Here is a 20,681-nt window from a genome sequence, read left to right as displayed (position 1 = left end):
CGCAGGCTGTCCCTGACCTGACGAACGGATAGGCCAGCATGCAATCGTAGCCGGAGGATTTCACGAAGTTTACGCATTGATGTTCTCTGTCTGGTCATAACCGTATCCATCTGAAAATGAATAGGTTATCAGTGGTAACAATCAACGCGGGAAAAGCATTCTGGAATTATGTGAACACTGATTCTGGAAATCAGGCAAAAGCGTTCACTTTGCGCCAGAATAGGTGTTCATATTAAATCAGTACGGGTGTTCACATTAAACCAGAATCAGTGTTCACTTTGGGGCAGAATACGCAGTAGATGAAGAAAACTTCTATTTACATATCACTGCCCCTTCTCGTTTTATAAAAGAAGAAATTCGTTTTAACGCTGAAGAAACCGAACTATTATTTTTACCCCGAAGTGCTCAGATCGAGTTAGTTGTTGTAGATGATATGGGAAAACATCAACTTACGATAAAAAAACACCAAGGTTCTATTGTTTATCACTACAGGTTAAATGGACGTAAAACGACGTTTGGAGCCAAAGAAAAAGAGTGGTTCGCATCGCAAGTCCCTTTAATCATTGAAAAATCTAAATATCAAGATGTTCCGAGTCAGGCATAACAAACGCCAGCACAACGCGCCTTTGGCGCTCGACTCGCAACAAGTTGCTCGCGTGTGTGGCGGGCGTTAAATTACAAGGAAAGTTAGGTGGAAATAAAGGAAATTAATTCAACCTCTGAGATAGCAAATGATTTGGCTTCTTTGCTGATTGATTGCGTTGAGAGTGGGGCTTCGGTTGGTTTTTTGACACCAATCAGTCATCAAGAAGTCGAGTCATATTGGGCTGGTGTGGAGTCAGATTTAAGTTCAGGTAATCGACGCTTATTTGTTGCACTCGATGATGATGTAGTAGGCGGTGCGGTTCAGCTTTCCTTATGTTCTAAAGCAAATGGTTCACATCGAGGCGAAGTTGAAAAGCTAATGGTTATAACAAGCTCACGTGGCCAAGGTGTGAGTAAGAAACTGATGTCATTAATGGAATCAACGGCATCTGTAATTGGGTTGCAGTTATTGGTGTTAGATACTCGCCTTGGTGATGTGGCATCATTGTTATACCGTTCAATAGGTTATACCGAGGCAGGACAAATACCTCAGTTTGCACGCAGTTCAAATGGAAAGTTAGAGGCGACAGTGTATTTCTACAAGCAATTGTAATTTAACAAACGCCTCAAGAGGGACTGTCAACGCGTGGCGTTTCCAGTCCCAATGAGCCGCGGTGGTTACGGTTGTTGTGTTTGAGTTTTGTGTTATGCGTTGCCAGCCCCTTAGGCGGGCGTTATGTTCACCTCAAATCAAAATTACGGAGTTACACATGAGTAAAAATTTAAGAAAAACAGCTGCATACACTGCTTTGGTTTTAGTGCTTGGGTGTATTGCATTTTACGCATCAATGGAAGATTACCAGAAAGAGAATTTTTCAAAGTTAGTCAGCCAAACCTTTTCAGGATAGGCTTTTGCTGGATAAACTAATTGTATTTTTAAAGCTTTTTGCATGGGTGCATTTCAAATAGAAAGTGAACATAACAAAAAAATATTATCGCCAGCAAAAAGCGCTGGCTGCGACGGCAACCCGCTGCGCGGCTTTCCGCGCTAAATTTGGGCGTTATGCGGAGTAGGCCATGAAGCTCTTTCTCGCGTTATTAGGATTTTCAATCTTTGGCTCTGCCTTCGCTGACGACATAGATTTTGTTTGTCATTGTGTGGGTGATTGCGTTCGAGAAACAAAATGCGATGGAGCATTTGAGTCTTACTTAAAATTAGTGAAATCAGGTAGCAATGAGTTGCAGAGCCGTGAAAACGAGTTTTTAAAATCGCATGAACTGGCATCACTAGAGTTTGTCGATTGGGGCACATCTTATTGCGGTACTATTTTTGGCATGCACAACACTGTGGGTTATAGGATGGATTTTGAATTTGTCGGTAACAAATTAGCGAAATCTGCTCTGGCTAAACTACCTTCGTTACCAACTCTAGATGACCGTATGGTGGCTAAGAGCGATGATTTATGTCTGTTCACGCTTTAGCGCATAACAAGCGCAATCAAAACGGGCTAGCGCCCTCGACTCGCTACGCTCGCGTTTGTTGCGTGCGTTAAATTGCTTCACCAACCCTCTAAGTACAAGGATAGTAATGAAAGTTTTTTTGATATGTTTTCTTTTATTGAGTAGCTATTGGGCGACTGCAAAAACTGAGTCTGAGGCGGGCTTTACTGGCCTTATCGCTCAATATAAACAGCATTATGAATTTTCAGGTGCTGTGCTGGTGTTAAAAAATGGCAAGCCAATATTCACAGATGCCCAAGGATATGCTGATGATGTTAAGTTACAGGAAGTGACTTTACTGACGCTGTTTGATATTGGTTCGATTCAAAAAGATCTAACTGCCATATTGGTACTGCAGGCATATGACAATGGCCTATTGGAACTGGAAGATACACTGGATAAGTTTTCCTTGGGATTCTCAGACCCAAAATCAAATAAGATCACCATTAAACAATTATTGGAACATCGCTCAGGTTTTGCTGACGTATTCACAGCGGAATACCGAAAGAACCCACGTAAATATACGAATATTGCCGAAACACTGGATATTTTGCGGCGTCAGCCTTTGTTATTTGATCCAGGAACCGAACGAAAATATTCAAACTACGGCTACCTAGTACTAGGGGCTATTCTCGAGAAAGTAACCAAGCAGGATTATTGGGCGCTGCTAGAGAAAAATGTATTGCAGCCCTCTCGGACTGTGCTTGAAACCAAACAATCAGGTCATGATCCTATGGCATTGCCTTATCATTTTAGTTACGAAGGGAAAAGGCAGTTAGTAGATCAGAATATGCTTGAGCACAAATCACCTGCTGGTGGAGGTCACCTGACGGTGTATGAGCTTTACGCTGTCTACCAACAATTATTCAATCAGAAAAAGTTACTGTCTGACAGCAGCATGCAAGTTTTCAGGATGCTGCAGAAAGATCAAGGGCAGTGGTTGGCATTCGGTGGTGGGGCTGGTGTAAGCACTGCCGTTGAGATTGATTTTATTAATGATATTTGGGTTATCGTGTTGGCAAATATAGATCGTTTTGTCGCAGAAGAGCTTTCTTCAAGATTAAGAAGTTTGGCGGTATCAGGGCAATACGCCAGAGTGCAGCAGTTACCTGCGACATTATTTGCTTATCAGCAATATCAGGAGCTGGGAGATAAATTATTTGTTACGCAATTTGATGCAGTTTACAAAAAGGCTGGTTATCAAACATTTCTGGGTAAGACGATAACAGATCTGGCTAGAGAACTCATTGCGGCAGGTAATGCAGAGAATTCCATATACTTTTTCAGATACCTGACTGATAAATATCCAGCTCATGCTGAAGTATATGATGGCTTAGCGCATGGATATTTCAGTGCCGGACACTATGAAGAAGCGAAAGCAGCATTTGCAAAGGCAAAAGCATTAGATCCAGATTACGACAGTCAGTTTAATACGAGCAACTATGAAGCGAAATATCAGTAGAACATGCAATTTAACAAGCAAAGGCAGCCGACGCTGACAGCGCGGCTGCTTTGAGCGTTAAATGCCGGTAACCAGAAAGTCTATCGCAGCGACAATGTCATCTCGACTGTCAGTAAGTGAAGCTTCCTTTTCTTTCAAAAAGCTGACGGAGACGCTGGTTAGTTGATGAGTAAGAAGAGCAAACTTTTTGTTTTTGATTTCAATGACAGGACAAAGGTGCTTGGGGTAGGTTTGGTCAGATTTCAGAACGGGAGTTAGCGGAATTACTACTCTGCTGTTAAGGGTATCGAGAAGGCCGTTTTGAATATCAACAAAGTAGGGATAAGTCTGATTGGTATCTTGATCTGTATTTACGTAAAGGTCAAACTGCTCCATCAGAGTACCCGATGTTTATCAGAGAAAAGACCGTTTTCTTCAGCAAGTGTATTACAGTTATCAATGGCTTCACGGTTATCTTTCCGCCACTGATTGCGCTTTTCCTGGCGGATTTTCTCAGTCAGTGCCCATTCAAGAGTTGCTGAGAGGTTTATGTTCAGGCTGCGAGCCTCTGCCAATAAATCTCTGTTTATGGAGAGGTTTGCCGCTTTTTTGGCGGCAGCGTTGCCAGATAAAGGTTGCATCACATTTGCTCCAAGCATGGCCTATGCGCATTGTTAATACGCATTATGGTAGTTGGGCGCATTTAACAAGTCAAGTAACCGGACGGCTTCGCCGCCGGCTCTTTCGGCGTTACGCTACATGTTTTGATGATCGTAATCCAAGGATAAACATGACTGAAAAGAAATTCAAAGCATTAAAATACTACGTGATTGCAGTTACTGTATTTTTCGTAGCTGGACATCTGTTGTGGGAGCATTTAAATGGTGGAGTAATAAGCCATAATTTACTGCATCGTTCAGATTATCCCGCAATATCAAATTGGTGGGGACTATTAATTCTCCCATTCTTGGCTTGGCTTTCTATAGTGCGGATAGAGAAGCGTGTAACTCTTCAACCCGGTGAGGCGCCTGTAAGGGCAAAGATTTTACGAGTCGTACTCATCGGTTTTTTCGGCATGCTGGTCTTGAGTCTTGTCCAGTCACTCAGTTTTAGTATTGGCTACGAGAACGTTGCAATTTACTTGTCTTTAGGTTTGGTAGTAGTCGGTTTATTTCTGCCTATATACAGAGCGGAGTGTATTTTTGGTTATGTATTTGGCTCAATAGTTTTTACTGGAGCAGTAATTCCGCTTATAGGTATATTGGTAATTACGGGGATTTCATGGTTTTCTCATGTATGTATAAAGCCATTAGTTTTTCGAGTTATTAAGGCGCAGCCGCAGTAGTCAAGCCTAACAATCAGAGGCATTCGGGGCCTTCGGCCCCTGCGACGCTCACAAGTTCGCGCGCATGCCCGGGGCGTTAGCTGTTACAATCAACATGTTCATCATATTGTACATGTTAAGGTTTGAGACTATACTTGTCCTGTGAAACGTACATGTGGAGGTTGTATGAGAATTGTGTCTTTTACAGAAGCAAGAAATAGCCTGAAAGCGGTTTTAGATTCCGTCGTTAATGACGCAGATACAGCAGTCATTACTCGCCGTGATTCGGAAGATGCTGTTGTTATGTCGCTAGACTACTACAACAGTCTGATGGAAACGGTGCACTTACTGCGCTCACCTGCCAATGCTGAGCATTTGAATCGCTCAATTGAACAATTCAAAGCAGGTAAGGTAACCTGCAGAGACTTGATTGATGAGTAGTCGTTTACTGTCATGGACTGACGAATCCTGGAGCGATTACCTTTATTGGCAAACCCAGGACAAAAAAACGCTCAAACGAATAAACAAGCTTATAAACGACGTTAGACGCTCACCGTTTGAAGGTATTGGTAAGCCAGAGCCGTTAAAGGAAAACCTGGCTGGTTTTTGGTCCCGACGTATAGATGATACGAACAGGTTGGTGTACGCAGTTGATGATAATGCGATTACGATAATCTCGTGCCGTTATCACTATTAGATTCGCCCCTTGGACAAGGCAGCCAACAAATTACTACACCAGAAAAATAACTCGCTGGCGCTCGTCATTTTCCGGTGAGTAAAGCGTTATGCACGCGCAGGAACCAAGTATGGCTTTAAATTTGAAAGAAGTTGATGGCGTTCCAATCAAAGCTAAACACAAAGCTACCTGCCATTGTGGTTCTGTTGAGTTTGAGCTTGATTTACCGGATGGTTTGGTTGAACTACGTCGCTGTGATTGTTCGCTTTGCCGGAGGCGTGGAGCGATAGCGGCTTCAATTCCTCTGTCGGGTATAAAAATTATAAAAGGTGAGAGCTTATTAAAGCTCTACCAGTTTAATACAAAGACAGCCAAGCATTATTTTTGTAGTAACTGCGGTATCTATACTCACCATCAACGCAGGTCAAATCCAACACAGTATGGTTTTAATGTTGCTTGCCTTGAGGGAGTTAACCCATTAAAAATACCAAATGTACCGACCAACGATGGTGTAAACCATCCGGCAGATCGCAAATAATGACACATAACAAATCGCAGCACTTGCTCCCTGCGGTCGCCGGGACGCCAACCCGCTGCTAATAGAGGGAAACTTGATGACTGCTTATTATGGTTCTTGTTTGTGTGGCAATGCAAAGTTTGAAGTGCAAGGAAAGTTCGATGTTTTTTACCTGTGTCATTGTCAGCATTGTCAAAAGGATACCGGGTCTGCTCATGCGGCCAATTTATTTTCGAAGTCAGCCAAGTTAACCTGGTTGGCGGGTTCAGATTCTGTGACTACCTTCACGCTTCCGGGCACTCGCCACAAGAAAAGTTTTTGTAAGTTCTGCGGTTCGGCGTTGCCAGGTATTCATGAGGTAGGTCTGCTTGCCATTCCCGCCGGGTGTTTGGATACGGAAATCTCTATGTTACCAACAGCTCACATCTTTACTTCTGGCAAAGCTGTTTGGGATAAAGGTTTAGGTGATATGCCAGAATTCGAGGGGCCGCCAGAGTGAGCAGCTATCAGATAACAAGCGTTTGTTTGGTGCCGGTGCAATTAAACGTTTACCTCTGACAAAATTGGCGTTAATCCTGATTACCGGTATATTTTTACTTCGTGGTGTTTCCTTCGTTGGGTTAATGCCAATGTTCCCAGAAAACAGCCTGACGTTTTGGTTAATTAGTTCTGGTATGTGTTTGTTTATTGGCAGCAATGGCCAGCTTTAGGTGGTAAATAGGGCCGGGAGCAAGTGACTGGAACTACCAAAAAATGGGGAGAAATCTGTGAACACAACATCGAAAGTACTGACTGAGTCCGTTTTGTGCCGCCTTACCAATGCCGCCATCACTACGCTGCTGGGCGAGGCGGAACGCTACGAGGCGGCGGCCCGACCCGGCCTGCAGTTAGCCTTATGCAATGAAGCGATTGCTGACATGAATATGTTGGTTGTTGGAGCCGGCGCTGATCACAATCACTTGCGGGATATGTTGAATTCGTGTCTGGCGCGACAGCTGCCGTTTCTCGTCATTATCTTCCCTGAGGCTGGCAAGGTGCCCGACGATATCGCCGCCGATCTTGGTCTGGCCTACGCGGTGGAGTTCCCGTTTATGGTGCGTGATGACGCGCCACTCGAGCCATCCGGTAACCCCGACGTTGCAGTTGTTTGCGCGTCTGGCGCTGATGACGCTGATGCCAGCGCGGATGTGCTGGTTTCGGCCTATAGCATGCTCAAGGACAGCGTACGTCGGGCGCTGCCTGCGTCCTTACTCGATTCGACAGGCCTTGATGTCTATGTCGCGCGCATCAATGGCGAAGCTGTGGGAAGCGTTACGCTGACCTATCACGGTGATACCTGCGGCATCTGGGCGATGGGGACGGACACGTCACGCCAGCGTGGCGGGATCGGTCTCAGGCTTTTGACGACAGCGATGGCGCAAGCACGCAATAACGGGATCCGACGCTTTTTCCTCGGCGCAACGCCAGCAGGTTACCGCCTTTACCAGAAGCTTGGTTTCGAGACCGTTTGCACCGCCCGCGTCTGGGTGTCCGGTGAAACCCATCAGGCTTAGCTGAGCGCGCTCCACTGCGCTGACTGGCCAGCAACACGCCGCTTCCCGGCTTAACTGGCAATATGTTGCCCGGGTTTGTGGCAAGGGTTATAGAGCGATGATTCCGATAGCGTCGTAAAAGGAGGCGAGAGGATATCGATAAAAGAATACGACCAGGCGGCATACGACATGCGTCGGTCGGGAACTGAACGTGCAGACGGTAATCTGGATGGCAGAGAGTTGATTCGGTATGCCACGCTCGCTGCCTCCAGCCACAATACACAGCCCTGGAAGTTCCGCATCCGAAAAGACCGGATTACCATCCTGCCCGACTTCTCGAGGCGCTGCCCGGTGGTAGACCCTGATGATAGTCATCTCTTTAAGAGCTTGGGCTGCGCCGCCGAGAATATGATTCATGCTGCTGCCGCGCAGGGCTTTTTAGCTGAGATTCAATTCAATCCCGCTGAAAACAGCGTTGATGTTTTGCTAAGCCGTGATGCCACAGCTTGTGCGACGGAACTATACCGGGCCATAACCAAACGGCAATGTGTGAAAACAGCCTATGACGGCCGGCCAGTTAGCGAAACGGAGCTTGAAAAATTACAGAAGGCGGGCAAAGGTAAGTCTGTCCGAACCATCTTGTTGACGTCGACCGCAGATAAGAACACGGTGACTGATTTTGTTACGCGGGGAAATATCGCCCAATTGACTGATAGGGCGTTCCGAAAGGAACTGATCAACTGGATCCGGTTCAATCCTGCAGAGGCAATGCGCAAGGGCGACGGTTTGGCCGGACGCACAAGTGGCCAACCGGCATTGCCAACCTGGCTGGCGAAAATGATTATCGGGCTGGTACTTACGCATAAAGGCCAAGCCAGGACAGATGCGACCAATATCAAAAGTTCAGCCGGTATTGCGGTCTTCGTAGCAAGTCGTGACGACAAACCCGGCTGGGTTGAGCTTGGGCGTGCATATGAGCGCTTTGCCCTGCAGGCGACTGCGCTTAGTATTTGCACTGCTTTCATTAATCAGCCGATCGAGGTGCGCGAGTTGCGCTCGCAGTTTGATTCGTGGCTGAAGCTTGAAGCAGAATCTGCGCTGCTGATGGTACGTTTTGGCCATGGTTCTGCGACACCCTTCAGCCTGCGTCGGCCAATTGACGATGTGATTGTTGAGGACTGACTAGCTGGATTACCACATGAAAGCCATGCATAGTAACAGCGAACAAGTTATTGCAGTGGCGCCAATGCAGCGCGCCGCTGCATTAAAGCCTTAGCAGGCAATAATAAAAAAGGAGAATATTTTGAATCCGGAGTATATAGAGGTAGGTAGACAGTATTTTGTGGGTTGGGGGACATTAATGTTAATTAATGCAGTACTGGCCCAGGGCAAAAATCGTGGTGGTTTAGTCTGGTTTTTAATTTCATTAATTTTGGGGCCTTTTGCTACGTTGATTCTGGCTTTAGTTCCCAAGTTACCTGAAAGGCAGTAAGCGCGGTATTAGCTCTGCTGCATTTCAGGCCCGGGCAAAGTACGAAGAGTTATTAAAAATGTTAGAAAGCAAAACTAAAAATATGCTCGCACTGAAATCGTTGATTGTCTGGGCCGCGATAGTGGTGCTGGCCATCCTTAATGGTATTCTGCGGGAGGCTGTGCTTACGCCAATGCTTGGTATCACAGCTGGCCTGTTGCTAAGCGGGCTGCTGTTGTCGGCTCTTATTATTGCCGTTAGCTACCTCACGCTGCCCTGGCTGGATGCCAGGCGCCTGGCTCAACTGCTGGCTGTGGGGTTGGGCTGGGTTTTGCTGACACTTGTTTTCGAGTTTTCGTTCGGCCTGTGGCAGGGTAAGTCGTGGTCAGTGCTACTTGAGGCTTATACTTTTAAGGACGGTAACATCTGGCCATTGGTCCTGTTGGTCACGGCCCTGGCACCGTACATCGCTGCCAGGCTCAGAGCCCGGGTTTAGTGCTGCAACGCTAAGGTATTTTTTAACTATGGTTTTCAACATCTATAACAAGCTCCCCGCTGCAGTGCAGCACTGGTTAAGCATTCTGGGCGCTGCGGGCAGTAACTGGCTGGGCAGCCATGCCTTTATTTATGCTGCAGCGCTGGCGTTTTTCACCGTTTTTTCCATCGCCCCAATTCTGGTAGTGGTAGTCGCTGTGGTTGGGCTGATAATAGGAGAGAAGGCTGTTCAAGGACAGCTGTTTGAGCAGCTTGAGGGAACGCTTGGCCCGGATGCGGCAGGCGTAGTGCAGACGGCTGTGGTCAATTCGCAAATTGACCAGAGTGGTATCTGGCCGGCGTTGATCGGGATTGTTGCTACCATAGTGGGTGCTACTACGGTTTTCGCCCAGATGCAGCAGTCGCTGAATCAGATTTGGGATGTTGCGCCGCGCCCTTCAAAAAACAACCTGTGGATCTTACTTAAAAGCCGCTTGCTGTCACTGACCATCATTCTGGCTATTGGCTTTATTCTGTTGGTATCGCTGCTGTTGTCGGTAGCCTTGCGCAGCGTTATGGTATTTGCGGAAGACTGGCTGCCAATTCCTGGCTGGGCTATGGTGGGGATGGAGTTAGGGTTGTCGCTGCTGGTGATTACCCTGCTGTTTGCGGCAATGTTCAAGATCCTGCCTGATGTGGTGCTGTCGTGGCGCGACGTGTTGCTCGGTGCCTTTATTACTGCAATTTTATTCACCGCAGGCCGCTCTCTTATTTCTATTTATCTGGCCTATACGGCAACGGCCTCGGCCTATGGTGCCGCCGGCTCTCTGGCATTACTGTTGCTTTGGGTCAACTATTCTTCAATGATTCTGTTGTTTGGGGCGGCTTTCACCCGGGCGCACCTGGAGGGCCGGGGCTTGCCCGTGCGTCCCAAGAGCACAGCGGTGCGGGTGCATCGGCAATTGCTTGATGATGAAACGCAACGCTGAATTTGGCGCGACCCGGCTTAATATAGCTAGGCAGCTGGTCGCGGAATAAATCACTATCAGCTGCAGCTTTACATTGAGTGGCTGCCAAGCCTTTGCTATACTTTCCTCCCGTCCTGATACCAATTTTTGCACACCCGTAGTAGCCCAGTGTTTAGCCACCGGCGGCCAGGTGTTTTGCATTGTTGGTATTTTCTATTGATTAACATTGTCTCAGGGGTCTCATGACTACAAGATATATCTTTGTGACGGGTGGCGTGGTTTCCTCCTTAGGTAAAGGCATTGCAGCAGCATCGCTGGCAGCGATCCTGGAAGCGCGTGGCTTAAAGGTTACCATCCTCAAACTTGACCCCTACATTAACGTCGACCCGGGCACCATGAGCCCTATTCAGCACGGTGAAGTGTTTGTTACCGAAGACGGTGCTGAAACCGATCTTGATCTTGGCCATTACGAGCGGTTTATCCGCACTAAAATGACCAAGCTGAATAACTTTACCCAGGGCCGGGTATACGCCGAAGTGCTGCGGAAAGAGCGCCGGGGTGATTACTTAGGTGCCACTATTCAGGTTATTCCGCATATTACTAATGAGATTAAAAACCGGGTAGTGCGCGGTGCTGAAGGCTATGATATTGCCATTGTTGAAATTGGCGGTACCGTTGGCGATATTGAATCCCTGCCGTTTTTAGAAGCTATTCGCCAGTTAGGCACCGAAGTGGGCCGTGAGCGCACCTTGTATATGCACCTGACGCTGGTACCTTATTTAGGCACTGCCGGTGAAATTAAAACCAAACCTACCCAGCATTCAGTTAAAGAGCTGCGCTCTATCGGTATTCAGCCTGATATTCTGGTGTGTCGCTCAGACCGCGCTATTCCGGCCAACGAGCGCGCTAAAATTGCTTTGTTTACTAACGTAGAAGAAAAAGCGGTTATTTCCTTAAAAGACGTCTCCAGTATTTATCAGATCCCGGCTTTATTAAAATCGCAAAGTCTGGATGATTTAGTCTGCCGGCGTTTCCATATTGAAGCCCCGGAAGCCGATTTGGTGGAGTGGGAGCAGGTGCTGTATCAGGAATCGAACCCGATGGGGGAGATCACCATTGGTATGGTAGGCAAATATGTTGAACTGCCGGATGCCTATAAATCGGTAAATGAAGCATTGGGCCATGCCGGTTTGAAAAACCGGGTTACCGTTAATATTAAATATGTCGATTCACAGGATGTAGAAAGCAAAGGCGTTGGTATTCTGGCGGGCTTAGATGGCATTCTGGTGCCTGGCGGCTTTGGCGAGCGTGGCGTCGAAGGCAAAATCCTGGCAGCGCAACATGCCCGGGAGCAAGGTGTGCCTTATTTAGGTATTTGTCTGGGTATGCAGGTGGCGCTGATTGACTATGCCCGCAATGTTGCCGGCATGGCCGGCGCGCATTCTACCGAATTTAACAAAGACACTGCTTACCCGGTTGTTGGTTTAATTACCGAATGGCTGGATGCGGCCGGCTCAGTAGAAACCCGTTCAGATGAATCTGATTTGGGTGGCACCATGCGCCTGGGCAGCCAGAACTGTAACCTGATTGATAATACCAAAGCCCGCGAGATTTATGGCAAAGCAGTTATTCAGGAGCGGCATCGTCACCGCTATGAAGTGAATAACAACTTACGACCACAACTAGAAGAGGCAGGGTTAGTGGTATCGGGGTTATCGGCCGATAACCAACTGGTTGAGATGATTGAAATTCCATCTCACCCGTTTTTTGTTGCCGGTCAGTTCCACCCGGAATTTAACTCGACCCCACGTGATGGTCACCCGCTGTTTCAGGCCTTTGTCGCTGCGGCGTACAAATTCCAGAAAAAGCAACGCGTATAACTTTTGCTAAGCCGGGTGGATATCCCGGCTTTTTCGTTTTAGAACAGGGGATTGATAGCATGTCTGAGATTGTAAAAATTATTGCCCGTGAAATTATGGACTCTCGCGGTAACCCAACGGTTGAAGCCGATGTGTATTTAGCCAGTGGTGCTATGGGCCGTGGTTGTGCGCCATCAGGTGCCTCTACCGGTTCGCGCGAAGCGCTGGAGCTGCGTGATGGTGATAAAAGCCGTTACTTAGGTAAGGGTGTGACTAAAGCCGTTGCCAATATCGATGGTGCTATTCAGGCGGCACTAAAAGGCAAAAACGCCTGGAATCAGGCCGAAATCGACCAGATTATGATCGATTTAGATGGTACCGAAACCAAAAGCAAACTGGGCGCCAATGCCATTCTGGCGGTATCACTAGCCGTGGCCCGCGCCGCCGCTGCCGATAAGAAAATTCCGTTGTATCAGCATATTGCCGATTTAAATGGCACCTCAGGTGTGTACAGTATGCCGGTACCGATGATGAATATTATTAACGGTGGCGAGCATGCCGATAACAACGTTGATATTCAGGAATTTATGGTGCAGCCGGTTGGTGCCAAAACCTTTGCTGAAGCGCTGCAGATGGGTGCGGAAATTTTCCACAGCCTGAAAAAAGAGCTGCAAAAGCGTGGTTTAAATACTGCGGTGGGTGATGAAGGTGGCTTTGCCCCGGATCTGAAGTCAAACGAAGAAGCGCTGACCGTTATCGTTGAAGCGGTAAAAGCCGCCGGCTACCAGATGGATAAAGACGTTACCCTGGCACTCGACTGTGCCGCTACCGAGTTCTATAAAGATGGCAAGTACGTGTTAGGTGGTGAAGGCAAAAGCTTTGACTCTTTTGGTTTTAATGACTATTTAGCAGGCTTAACCCAGCGTTACCCGATTGTTTCAATTGAAGATGGCCTGGACGAAAGCGACTGGGATGGCTGGCAGGATTTAACCAATAAAATTGGCAGCAAAGTGCAGCTGGTGGGCGATGATTTATTTGTCACCAATACCAAAATTTTAAGCCGCGGTATTGAGCAGGGCATTGGTAACTCTATTTTAATTAAGTTTAACCAGATAGGTTCATTAACCGAAACCCTGGCCGCAATTAAAATGGCCAAAGATGCCGGCTTTACTGCCGTTATCTCGCACCGCAGTGGCGAAACAGAAGATGCCTTTATTGCTGATTTAGCGGTAGGCACCGCCGCCGGCCAGATTAAAACCGGCTCGCTGTGCCGCTCTGACCGTGTTGCCAAATACAACCAGTTACTGCGTATTGAGCAGGAATTAGGTAGTAAGGCGCCATACAAAGGCCGCAGCGAAATTAAAGGCCAGTAAGCCGCTAATTCGTTTTAACGCAATATAACAAGCCACCGCAAGGTGGCTTTGTTGTTTAGAGACAGGAGAAGCTTGATCTCATCAAACTCCGAAGCTATTATACAAACAAATTATTTACACGGGTTTTACTTTTGAGGTGTTTTTTCTTTTTCCTCATTTTATTTTTTAGTAATAGTGTCTGGTCGGCACTTCTCGGTTCTTTCAAATCCGGAGTTTATGTTAGTCCGACCAAACAACTTTCCTGTAATTTTAAAATGGGTATCAGTAATTTCAACATTGATTTACTTAATGATCAGTCTGTACCGGGTAGCGAAATAGTCACAGCTATGGCAGAGCATGAAAGTGTATATATTAATTATTTAGTCGTGCTGGCACAGGCAAATAGCACTAGCTCCTTCATGGTAGATACGTCTTCTGATGTTAATGAACTTGATCAAGTTATCCAAAACTTTACTAATGAGTATCTTCGTGAAGAGCAGATGCTCGAGGTTGTAGTCGCCTATGAGCATACGTTTAGCGTTGACAAAAAGCAGGGGAAGTTAGTTAGTTACCAGGTTAGCTTTGACAATAAGCAGCAGCTATTTTCAGCAGTATTCCAAAAACTTAGTGATTTTTATTTGATCATCAGCATTATGCCAACATTAGTTGAAGATATTAACGAAGTGATTAGTCAGGAAACAGCATCCGATATGACAAAAGAGCTGGTTAAATCATGTGATGCAATACTTAGAAAAGAGGGAATTTATAATGAATGAATTACGGCCAAATATAAGCGACTTACCATACACTTTCCCGAAAACAACCCAGGGGCAACTTGATTTATTCGCCGATGTGCTGGAAATTCCAAGATATATGGTAAAAGATGGTGATGAGGCGATGTTAGATGCCATGGTTGGCACCATTCTTTATCGTCATTTAGATCGACATCAAAAAATGTTTGCTATGAAATCTATCCGTGAATTAGAGAGTAGACCGTTGATGGGACAGCTAGTTAACAAGGCGACAACACCGGCACTTGTTAACCCAAAATGGGGAATGTGGTCATTGACTAACGATGAGTTATTGTCATTCCAAGGGAATATGCAAGGTTTTGATGATTTTGCCTCTAAGGTTGGTTTTGGTGCTTCCGCTCTGAGTGCGAAGGATTTGCTAAAAGATTTCCAATTGCACAAAGCAGTGCGGCGTAAACATATAGTCACGCTCGTTATATGGGGTGCAGTTTATGCTAATAAAAATAGTCTTAACAAAGCAAATACAGAGGTTCAGCGACGATCTGTGATGAACCAATCAGCTTTTCATTGATAGTCATGAATAAACTGATTTTTTTTAAAGTTATTATTGGGCTCGCGATACTAAGTAGCATGGTGTGGTTTTGGCTAAGCTACCCTGACCAACACAATTTTTTTGTGATAGTTTTATTCGGTATTTTTGGCTATACAATTGTGACAAGTAGCTTGAAAATTTCAGCGCTTGAGTCTGAAATTAGCCGGTTAAAAAATCAGCTTTCAGAAAATGCGCGCGAGAAAAATTAGCCTTGAGAAATCTTAAACATGTCTAGCTTAAATCGTCTGCGCTCTGTGAAGCCATCACTTTAGCATGTTCCATTTTTTGATAATGCCACCGCAAGGTGGCTTTTTTTTAGGTCAGCGTGGTTAACCGATAACGACTATTTGACGTGTTGTGGCCGTTGGCGATGATGAGCAACTGCAAATATGACTATTTTGCGGGAGTATTCTTTATATATATATTACTGAATAAGGGAAGGTTCTGACGATTAAACGTACCGGTTTCACTTCAGTATCTTTCTTACCTTAGCAAAAACGTTCGCAGCGTCAGTCAATGTTGCCTCGCCATTGAGGTACTGCGCTTTGCGTTCTGCAACCTCGCGCAGCCATTCAGATTCTAGCAACGGATCTACCGGCATTTGTAAAGTTACCAGCAGGCTATCCACTAATTTTGCTTGTTCTTCTTTACTTAGCTGCTGTGCTTGCTGCTCTACGTCCAGATAAGATAAAGCCATAATTCAGCGTCCTGTGGCGCGGTGTTCAGACTTAACTTTAGCAAAGAAGTGATAACGGAGCTATGTGATTTACACTCAAGCCGGGCTGGCTGCAGGCTTATCGCAATGTTGTTTGAAAGTGCTGCAGCACCCGCTGCTCAATTTCCGGCATAACGGCCTGGCTAAAGCCGTGGCCGGTAGGGTAACTGTGATGGCTGACCTTATGCTGAAAGCCTTTTTGCTGCAGGTAGTGCTGGATATCCAGCGCCATTAGATGCGAAGGCCAGACTTTGTCTTTGGTGGCGGATATTAACAATAGCGGGCCATTTATCTTTTCCAGCGCAAACCTGGCCTGCTTTACTGCTACTTCATCGGCGAGCGCCGCTGCAAAACGTGCCAATGCCGGGTAGCTGCTGTCTAAGCCCACGGTTAGCGACGGCACCGGCTTATCGTTAATGGTCCAGGCTGACGCGGCTGAGCGGGTGCCGTTCCAGGCCACGTTGCTTGGCGCCAGGGCCACCACCGAACTAATCCTCGCGTCGTGCGACGATAACAGTAATGCCAGTTCTGCACCGCGGGAGCGCCCGTAAATGCCAACGCTATTGGCCTGAAGCTGAGGTTGCTGCTGCAAAAAGTCGATGGCCTGAACAAAGTATTCCAGCGGAATGTTGTCCAGGCTCTCTGGTAAACCCGGCTCGCCAAAATAGGCCAGGGCGAGCACAGCAATACCTTGCGGGGCCAGCATGTCGCCGACCCGGTTGCTGCTGTCCAGGCCAGGACGTGACCCGCCAACCGCAATAACGACTGGCAACTCAGCGGCTGTTGCAGGTAAAAACAGGTTAGCGACCAGTTCGTCCTGCCGCACCTGTGAAACCGTGTAACCTTGCTGGTTGGCACTAGCCAACAAAGCTGCAAAAAGGCTAAGCAAGCAAATGGTTATCCGTAACAGAGGCATGTCGTTTCCCTTGTGCTAACGTCAGCTAATGCTGATTTGCTCTAAATGACTTTGCAGGTGCAGATAATGGACGCTGTAGTATTGCACTTTGGTCAGGCTGCCAAAGGCAAAATGTGGCTGCAGCTGGCCGCGCCAGTCCATAAATTGTTGCACAGTGTAAATAAGCTCACGCAGGGCAACGTCATTGGGTAAGCCGGGTTCAAGCGCCGGCGCACCGGGGATCGGTTCAGCCAGTGGATGATGCAGCTTACCTGTTGCGGCAAAAGCATTCACTGCCAGTTTACCCGCGGTGTACTGGAACAACGGCGAGCGGGCTTGTGGATAGCCGTAAATTGAATAACTGATACTTTGGGCGCAGTGTTGCAAAATCTGGCTGACATTCCACTCACCACTGCTGGTTAACCGCTCAGGCGGCAGCGCTTTGAGTTGCACCAGAATGTCCGACAGCGGATAGGGGCGCAGGGTGGCAACCAGTTTGCTGGCCAGCACCAGGCCAACAGGTGTCAGCACACTGACTTTGATAAATTGACGACGGTTCATAAGCTATCGCTACAACGCTTCTCTGGTGCGCTAAACTAGCATTTTTTATAGGTTGGCCGCCACTTTTGCTTTTACAAGCGTTAGCCGATTGGCTAACATCAGCGGATGATTGAGCCCCTGAGCAACCAGCCGCATTTCTGGCAGGTATCCAGCGATAACCAGACTTATACCGAGCTTTGTAATGCTTTGTATGAGCGTGAGTTGTTACGCCTGGCAAATATAAACCCGGAGCAGCTGCCGTTATTGCAAAAACGGCTGGCGGCGCTGCCTTTTTATATCCGGCGGGCCGCGGCCAATATTGTCAGCTACCGCAGCGAGTTGCAGCTCGACAGCCAGAATGCGTCCTGGTTTCATAGGCAGCTTGGCCGTTGTCCGGCGCGCAAACAACAGGCTGATCCGATTGCTAACTTCTACCAGAAAGCGGCCAAGCCCGGATTGATTGTACCGGTATATATTGAACAGCTGACTCTGGAGCAGATTGTGCTGGACAGTGTTGATGAAGTAGATAGCGCTGGTGAGCGCTTACATTGTAACGAGCATGGCTGGTTTAGTTTTAATGGCACCCCACTGCAAAACGATAATGCCAGCAAGTTTTTATTAAAGCCTAATAAGGCCATTGTTACTGCCGCCAGCTGTGGCCATCAGTGGTTAAATAATGTTAAAAAAGCACCCAGAGTACTGAGTTTGCGGGAATTATTGTTGAGTAGTCGCTTAAACTGGCAGAACTTTGCTAAACCCTATCAGGCAGCCCACGAGCTTAAATAACCCCAAAGCGCGTAATTTTTCATGCTACAGCGGCAATTAGGGCTTTGCAGCACGGTTGCAAGCCAGCATAATAAAGCCATGTCTCCAACAGATCCTGGCTTATGCGACTGCTTATCGGAATATTGCTGATCCTTTTTTGCCTGCTGCAATATCGTTTGTGGTTTGGCCAGTATAGTGTGACCGACTACTTGCAACGGCTGGACGAAATTGCCACCCAGCGCGCCAGTAATCAGGAATTGCAGAAACGGAACCGGATGTTGATGGCTGATGTTACCGATTTGCAGCAAGGACTGGAAGCGATTGAAGAGCGAGCCCGCAATGAGCTGGGCTTAATTGGTGAAGACGAAGTGTTTTTCCGGGTAGTGCAAACAGAGGGGCAGCAGGTACCGGTAAAGGACAAACCATGACTAAGCCGCCTGAGCCTGCAATAGCTGCTGTGATCCCCGCCGCCGGCGTCGGCAAACGAATGCAGGCTGCTGTTCCAAAACAATATTTAACCCTTAATGCCAAAACCATTCTTGAGCACAGTGTCGGCCGGATCTGCAGCCAGCCACAGGTTGCTGCGCTTTGGCTGGCGTTGGATAAAGCGGATCCCTATTTTGCCGCGACGCCCTTAACCACAGTGGCGATGCAACGGGTTGACGGCGGCGCTGAGCGGGTTTACTCGGTATTAAATGCCCTGCAACAGATCGACGCCGGCAGTTACCCCTGGGTGTTAGTGCATGATGCAGCCCGGCCGCTTATCCGTAAGGCTGATATCACCCTGCTAATTAGCCGTTGTCTGCAAGCAGGTCATGGCGGCATTCTGGCCTGCCCGGTGCGCGATACTATGAAACGCGGTAAAGCCACGGCGACTGGCAACCTGGTAGCCGATACTGTTGAACGTGAGCAGCTATGGCATGCGCTGACCCCGCAGTTTTTCCCCACCCTGCAACTTCGCCAGGCCATCACTGAGGCATTAGCGGCGGGTGTCACTATTACCGATGAAGCATCGGCAATGGAGTGGGCTGGCCAGCCGGTGCTGCTGGTAGAAGGGCAGGCTGATAATATTAAAATTACCCGCCCGGCCGACCTGACTCTGGCGGGCTATTTTTTAGATCAACAGCAACTTGAGCAACAACATCTTGAGCAACAACAGCTGGAGCAAACAACAATATGAATTTTCGGATAGGCCATGGTTTTGATGTCCATGCTTTTGGCGGCCAGGGTCCGGTAACGCTGGCAGGCGTTAAAATTGAATACTCACAGGGTTTAGTGGCGCATTCAGATGGCGATGTAGTGTTGCATGCAGTAGCAGATGCCTTGTTAGGTGCGCTGGCACTCGGCGATATTGGCCATCATTTCCCAGATAACGACCCTGCTTTAAAAGGTATTGATAGCCGTATTTTATTGCGAAAAGTGTTCGCTGAGGCCAGCAAAGCCGGTTATCAGCTGAACAACCTGGATGTAACCATTATGGCGCAGGCGCCAAAAATGGCACCGCATATCAATGCGATGCGCCAGTGCCTGGCCGCCGATTTAGCCGCCGAGCTCAGCCAGATCAACGTTAAAGCGACCACCACCGAGCAACTGGGCTTTGTTGGACGTAAAGAGGGTATAGCAGCAGAAGCTGTTGTGCTGCTGGTTAGCAGGCAATGAGTGTACTACCGGTAAATGGCTTGCCACAGTGGCAGTATTTGTATGGCAAGCCTGATATTACGGCGACTATTCGCAGCACGCAGGAAGATTTTATTGTTGACGAGCAGCTGAATTTTGCACCCAGTGGTAGCGGTGAACACGTATTACTGCAAATTGAAAAGCGCGGTCAGAATACCCAGTATATTGCCCGCCAGTTGGCCAGGCTAACCGGCCTTAGAATGCGGGATATCAGTTATGCCGGTTTAAAAGATCGCCATGCGCTGACCCGGCAATGGTTTTGTTTTAAATGGCCGATAAAGCAAGAGCTGGCCTGGCAGGAGTGGCAGATTGAAGACAGCCGCATTTTGCAGGTGGTGCGCCATTACCGTAAATTACGCTTAGGGGCGCTAAAAGCCAACCATTTCCGGTTGACCCTGACCGATGTCAGCCAGCCTGAGGCACTTGTTAAGCGGCTGCAGTTAATAGAAGCAGGTGTGCCGAATTATTATGGCGAGCAACGTTTTGGCCGCGGCGGTGGCAACTTAGCATTAGCCGATAGTTTGTTTGGCGGAGAGCGGATAACAGATCGCCAGATCCGTGGCCTGGCGTTGTCGGCCAGCCGCTCATATTTGTTTAATACCGTGTTATCGCAACGGATTGACCAGGGCTTGTTTAACCAGGTGCTGGACGGTGATATTCTGCAACTGGATGGCAGTGGCTCGATTTTTCAGGTGGAGACCGCCGATAGCACCTTGCAGCAGCGGCTGCTGGATGGTGATGTTCATCCTACGGCACCGCTGGTCGGGCTGGATGGTGCAACAGTGAGCCGGCAGGCGGCAGTATTTGAACAACAAGCATTGGCTACCTATCAGCAGTGGTGTCAGGGCCTTATTGAATACAGGCTGCAGGGCGCACGGCGCAGTATCAGATTAGTACCTCAACAACTCAGCACACAAATACAGGGCAATAGTGTTACCTTGAGTTTTGCCCTGCCGGCGGGTTGTTTTGCCACCAGTGTCCTGCGAGAATTAGCAAGCTATCGGGATGGCAGCCGGCCGCTGGCCGAATTAGAGTAACTATGTCTC

At 47.8% G+C, this 20,681-nt stretch carries 28 protein-coding genes; 23 read left to right on the top strand and 5 right to left on the bottom strand.

Features of this window, described 5'->3' with window-relative positions:
- Nucleotides 1–691: 691 nt before the first annotated feature.
- The 4 genes from H141_RS0117720 to H141_RS0117705 all read left to right on the top strand — a co-directional run bounded on the left by H141_RS0117720 (nucleotide 692) and on the right by H141_RS0117705 (nucleotide 3,547).
- On the top strand, nucleotides 692–1,198 hold the full coding sequence (locus H141_RS0117720; RefSeq protein WP_019677633.1) for a GNAT family N-acetyltransferase: 507 nt from the start codon (nucleotides 692–694) through the stop codon (nucleotides 1,196–1,198).
- 157 nt (nucleotides 1,199–1,355) lie between these two features.
- Nucleotides 1,356–1,493: a hypothetical protein gene (locus H141_RS21570; protein WP_157611009.1), complete on the top strand. Its 138-nt coding sequence runs from the start codon at nucleotides 1,356–1,358 to the stop codon at nucleotides 1,491–1,493.
- A gap of 169 nt (nucleotides 1,494–1,662) precedes the next feature.
- Entirely contained in the window at nucleotides 1,663–2,067 is a 405-nt protein-coding gene (locus H141_RS0117710) for a hypothetical protein (RefSeq protein WP_019677631.1), read from the top strand.
- Nucleotides 2,068–2,173: 106 nt separating this feature from the next.
- A complete protein-coding gene (locus H141_RS0117705) occupies nucleotides 2,174–3,547 on the top strand; it encodes a serine hydrolase domain-containing protein (protein WP_019677630.1) in 1,374 nt (457 codons plus the stop codon).
- Nucleotides 3,548–3,604: 57 nt separating this feature from the next.
- Here the strand turns inward: H141_RS0117705 and H141_RS0117700 are convergent, their stop codons facing one another.
- Nucleotides 3,605–3,922, bottom strand: coding sequence for a CcdB family protein (locus H141_RS0117700; RefSeq protein WP_019677629.1), 318 nt, complete (start codon nucleotides 3,920–3,922; stop codon nucleotides 3,605–3,607).
- The gene (locus tag H141_RS0117695; protein ID WP_019677628.1) at nucleotides 3,922–4,167 is read right to left on the bottom strand and encodes a type II toxin-antitoxin system CcdA family antitoxin; all 246 of its coding nucleotides are present in this window, start codon (nucleotides 4,165–4,167) and stop codon (nucleotides 3,922–3,924) included. Before H141_RS0117695 ends, H141_RS0117700 begins: the two co-directional genes overlap by 1 nt.
- A gap of 149 nt (nucleotides 4,168–4,316) precedes the next feature.
- Here H141_RS0117695 and H141_RS21030 point away from each other — a divergent pair, with 149 nt between their 5' ends.
- The 14 genes from H141_RS21030 to H141_RS21025 all read left to right on the top strand — a co-directional run bounded on the left by H141_RS21030 (nucleotide 4,317) and on the right by H141_RS21025 (nucleotide 15,022).
- Nucleotides 4,317–4,871 carry a hypothetical protein gene (locus tag H141_RS21030; RefSeq protein WP_019677627.1) on the top strand — a complete coding sequence of 185 codons (555 nt, stop codon included), beginning with the start codon at nucleotides 4,317–4,319 and terminating at the stop codon, nucleotides 4,869–4,871.
- Nucleotides 4,872–5,036: 165 nt separating this feature from the next.
- Nucleotides 5,037–5,291, top strand: coding sequence for a type II toxin-antitoxin system Phd/YefM family antitoxin (locus tag H141_RS0117685; protein ID WP_019677626.1), 255 nt, complete (start codon nucleotides 5,037–5,039; stop codon nucleotides 5,289–5,291).
- Entirely contained in the window at nucleotides 5,284–5,547 is a 264-nt protein-coding gene (locus tag H141_RS0117680; RefSeq protein ID WP_019677625.1) for a Txe/YoeB family addiction module toxin, read from the top strand. Before H141_RS0117685 ends, H141_RS0117680 begins: the two co-directional genes overlap by 8 nt.
- Before the next feature lie 109 nt (nucleotides 5,548–5,656).
- On the top strand, nucleotides 5,657–6,064 hold the full coding sequence (locus H141_RS0117675) for a GFA family protein (RefSeq protein WP_019677624.1): 408 nt from the start codon (nucleotides 5,657–5,659) through the stop codon (nucleotides 6,062–6,064).
- A gap of 76 nt (nucleotides 6,065–6,140) precedes the next feature.
- Nucleotides 6,141–6,542: a GFA family protein gene (locus tag H141_RS0117670; RefSeq protein WP_019677623.1), complete on the top strand. Its 402-nt coding sequence runs from the start codon at nucleotides 6,141–6,143 to the stop codon at nucleotides 6,540–6,542.
- 268 nt (nucleotides 6,543–6,810) lie between these two features.
- Nucleotides 6,811–7,596 (top strand): GNAT family N-acetyltransferase, encoded by a 786-nt coding sequence (locus H141_RS0117660; protein ID WP_019677621.1) that lies wholly within the window; start codon nucleotides 6,811–6,813, stop codon nucleotides 7,594–7,596.
- 168 nt (nucleotides 7,597–7,764) lie between these two features.
- Nucleotides 7,765–8,757, top strand: a complete 993-nt coding sequence (locus tag H141_RS0117655) for an Acg family FMN-binding oxidoreductase (protein ID WP_051090423.1) — start codon at nucleotides 7,765–7,767, stop codon at nucleotides 8,755–8,757.
- 121 nt (nucleotides 8,758–8,878) lie between these two features.
- On the top strand, nucleotides 8,879–9,067 hold the full coding sequence (locus tag H141_RS21565) for a hypothetical protein (RefSeq protein ID WP_026349540.1): 189 nt from the start codon (nucleotides 8,879–8,881) through the stop codon (nucleotides 9,065–9,067).
- 58 nt (nucleotides 9,068–9,125) lie between these two features.
- Nucleotides 9,126–9,542 carry a hypothetical protein gene (locus H141_RS0117645; protein ID WP_019677617.1) on the top strand — a complete coding sequence of 139 codons (417 nt, stop codon included), beginning with the start codon at nucleotides 9,126–9,128 and terminating at the stop codon, nucleotides 9,540–9,542.
- A gap of 28 nt (nucleotides 9,543–9,570) precedes the next feature.
- Nucleotides 9,571–10,509, top strand: coding sequence for a YihY/virulence factor BrkB family protein (locus H141_RS0117640; protein ID WP_019677616.1), 939 nt, complete (start codon nucleotides 9,571–9,573; stop codon nucleotides 10,507–10,509).
- 221 nt (nucleotides 10,510–10,730) lie between these two features.
- Nucleotides 10,731–12,368 (top strand): CTP synthase, encoded by a 1,638-nt coding sequence (locus H141_RS0117635; protein ID WP_019677615.1) that lies wholly within the window; start codon nucleotides 10,731–10,733, stop codon nucleotides 12,366–12,368.
- Between the two features lie 59 nt (nucleotides 12,369–12,427).
- Nucleotides 12,428–13,720, top strand: coding sequence for a phosphopyruvate hydratase (gene eno / locus H141_RS0117630; RefSeq protein WP_019677614.1), 1,293 nt, complete (start codon nucleotides 12,428–12,430; stop codon nucleotides 13,718–13,720).
- A 254-nt stretch (nucleotides 13,721–13,974) separates the two neighbouring features.
- Nucleotides 13,975–14,475 (top strand): hypothetical protein, encoded by a 501-nt coding sequence (locus tag H141_RS0117625; RefSeq protein ID WP_019677613.1) that lies wholly within the window; start codon nucleotides 13,975–13,977, stop codon nucleotides 14,473–14,475.
- Nucleotides 14,468–15,022 (top strand): hypothetical protein, encoded by a 555-nt coding sequence (locus tag H141_RS21025; protein WP_019677612.1) that lies wholly within the window; start codon nucleotides 14,468–14,470, stop codon nucleotides 15,020–15,022. The genes H141_RS0117625 and H141_RS21025 overlap by 8 nt, the downstream gene beginning before the upstream one ends.
- A 487-nt stretch (nucleotides 15,023–15,509) precedes the next feature.
- Here the strand turns inward: H141_RS21025 and H141_RS0117610 are convergent, their stop codons facing one another.
- From H141_RS0117610 to H141_RS0117600, 3 genes are all read right to left on the bottom strand, one after another.
- The gene (locus tag H141_RS0117610) at nucleotides 15,510–15,740 is read right to left on the bottom strand and encodes an addiction module protein (RefSeq protein ID WP_019677610.1); all 231 of its coding nucleotides are present in this window, start codon (nucleotides 15,738–15,740) and stop codon (nucleotides 15,510–15,512) included.
- Between the two features lie 97 nt (nucleotides 15,741–15,837).
- On the bottom strand, nucleotides 15,838–16,674 hold the full coding sequence (locus tag H141_RS20575) for an acyl-CoA thioester hydrolase/BAAT C-terminal domain-containing protein (RefSeq protein ID WP_019677609.1): 837 nt from the start codon (nucleotides 16,672–16,674) through the stop codon (nucleotides 15,838–15,840).
- Between the two features lie 21 nt (nucleotides 16,675–16,695).
- Complete coding sequence (locus H141_RS0117600; RefSeq protein WP_019677608.1) at nucleotides 16,696–17,214, bottom strand: DUF1569 domain-containing protein; 519 nt, start codon at nucleotides 17,212–17,214, stop codon at nucleotides 16,696–16,698.
- 105 nt (nucleotides 17,215–17,319) lie between these two features.
- Here H141_RS0117600 and H141_RS0117595 point away from each other — a divergent pair, with 105 nt between their 5' ends.
- The 5 genes from H141_RS0117595 (at nucleotide 17,320) to truD (ending at nucleotide 20,672) form a co-directional block, all read left to right on the top strand.
- On the top strand, nucleotides 17,320–17,979 hold the full coding sequence (locus H141_RS0117595) for a hypothetical protein (RefSeq protein ID WP_019677607.1): 660 nt from the start codon (nucleotides 17,320–17,322) through the stop codon (nucleotides 17,977–17,979).
- A 101-nt stretch (nucleotides 17,980–18,080) separates the two neighbouring features.
- Nucleotides 18,081–18,386 (top strand): cell division protein FtsB, encoded by a 306-nt coding sequence (gene ftsB / locus H141_RS0117590; protein ID WP_019677606.1) that lies wholly within the window; start codon nucleotides 18,081–18,083, stop codon nucleotides 18,384–18,386.
- Nucleotides 18,383–19,138: a 2-C-methyl-D-erythritol 4-phosphate cytidylyltransferase gene (ispD, locus tag H141_RS0117585; RefSeq protein ID WP_019677605.1), complete on the top strand. Its 756-nt coding sequence runs from the start codon at nucleotides 18,383–18,385 to the stop codon at nucleotides 19,136–19,138. The genes ftsB and ispD overlap by 4 nt, the downstream gene beginning before the upstream one ends.
- The gene (ispF, locus tag H141_RS0117580; RefSeq protein WP_019677604.1) at nucleotides 19,135–19,617 is read left to right on the top strand and encodes a 2-C-methyl-D-erythritol 2,4-cyclodiphosphate synthase; all 483 of its coding nucleotides are present in this window, start codon (nucleotides 19,135–19,137) and stop codon (nucleotides 19,615–19,617) included. Before ispD ends, ispF begins: the two co-directional genes overlap by 4 nt.
- Entirely contained in the window at nucleotides 19,614–20,672 is a 1,059-nt protein-coding gene (gene truD, locus H141_RS0117575) for a tRNA pseudouridine(13) synthase TruD (protein WP_019677603.1), read from the top strand. The genes ispF and truD overlap by 4 nt, the downstream gene beginning before the upstream one ends.
- Nucleotides 20,673–20,681 lie beyond the last annotated feature (9 nt).

It is taken from the genome of Arsukibacterium perlucidum DSM 18276, from assembly GCF_000382165.1.
In the GTDB taxonomy this organism is placed as follows: Bacteria; Pseudomonadota; Gammaproteobacteria; order Enterobacterales; family Alteromonadaceae; genus Alishewanella; species Alishewanella perlucidum.
The sequence above is the reverse complement of the archived record's forward strand: the minus strand, read 5'-3'. Positions and strand labels throughout refer to the sequence as shown.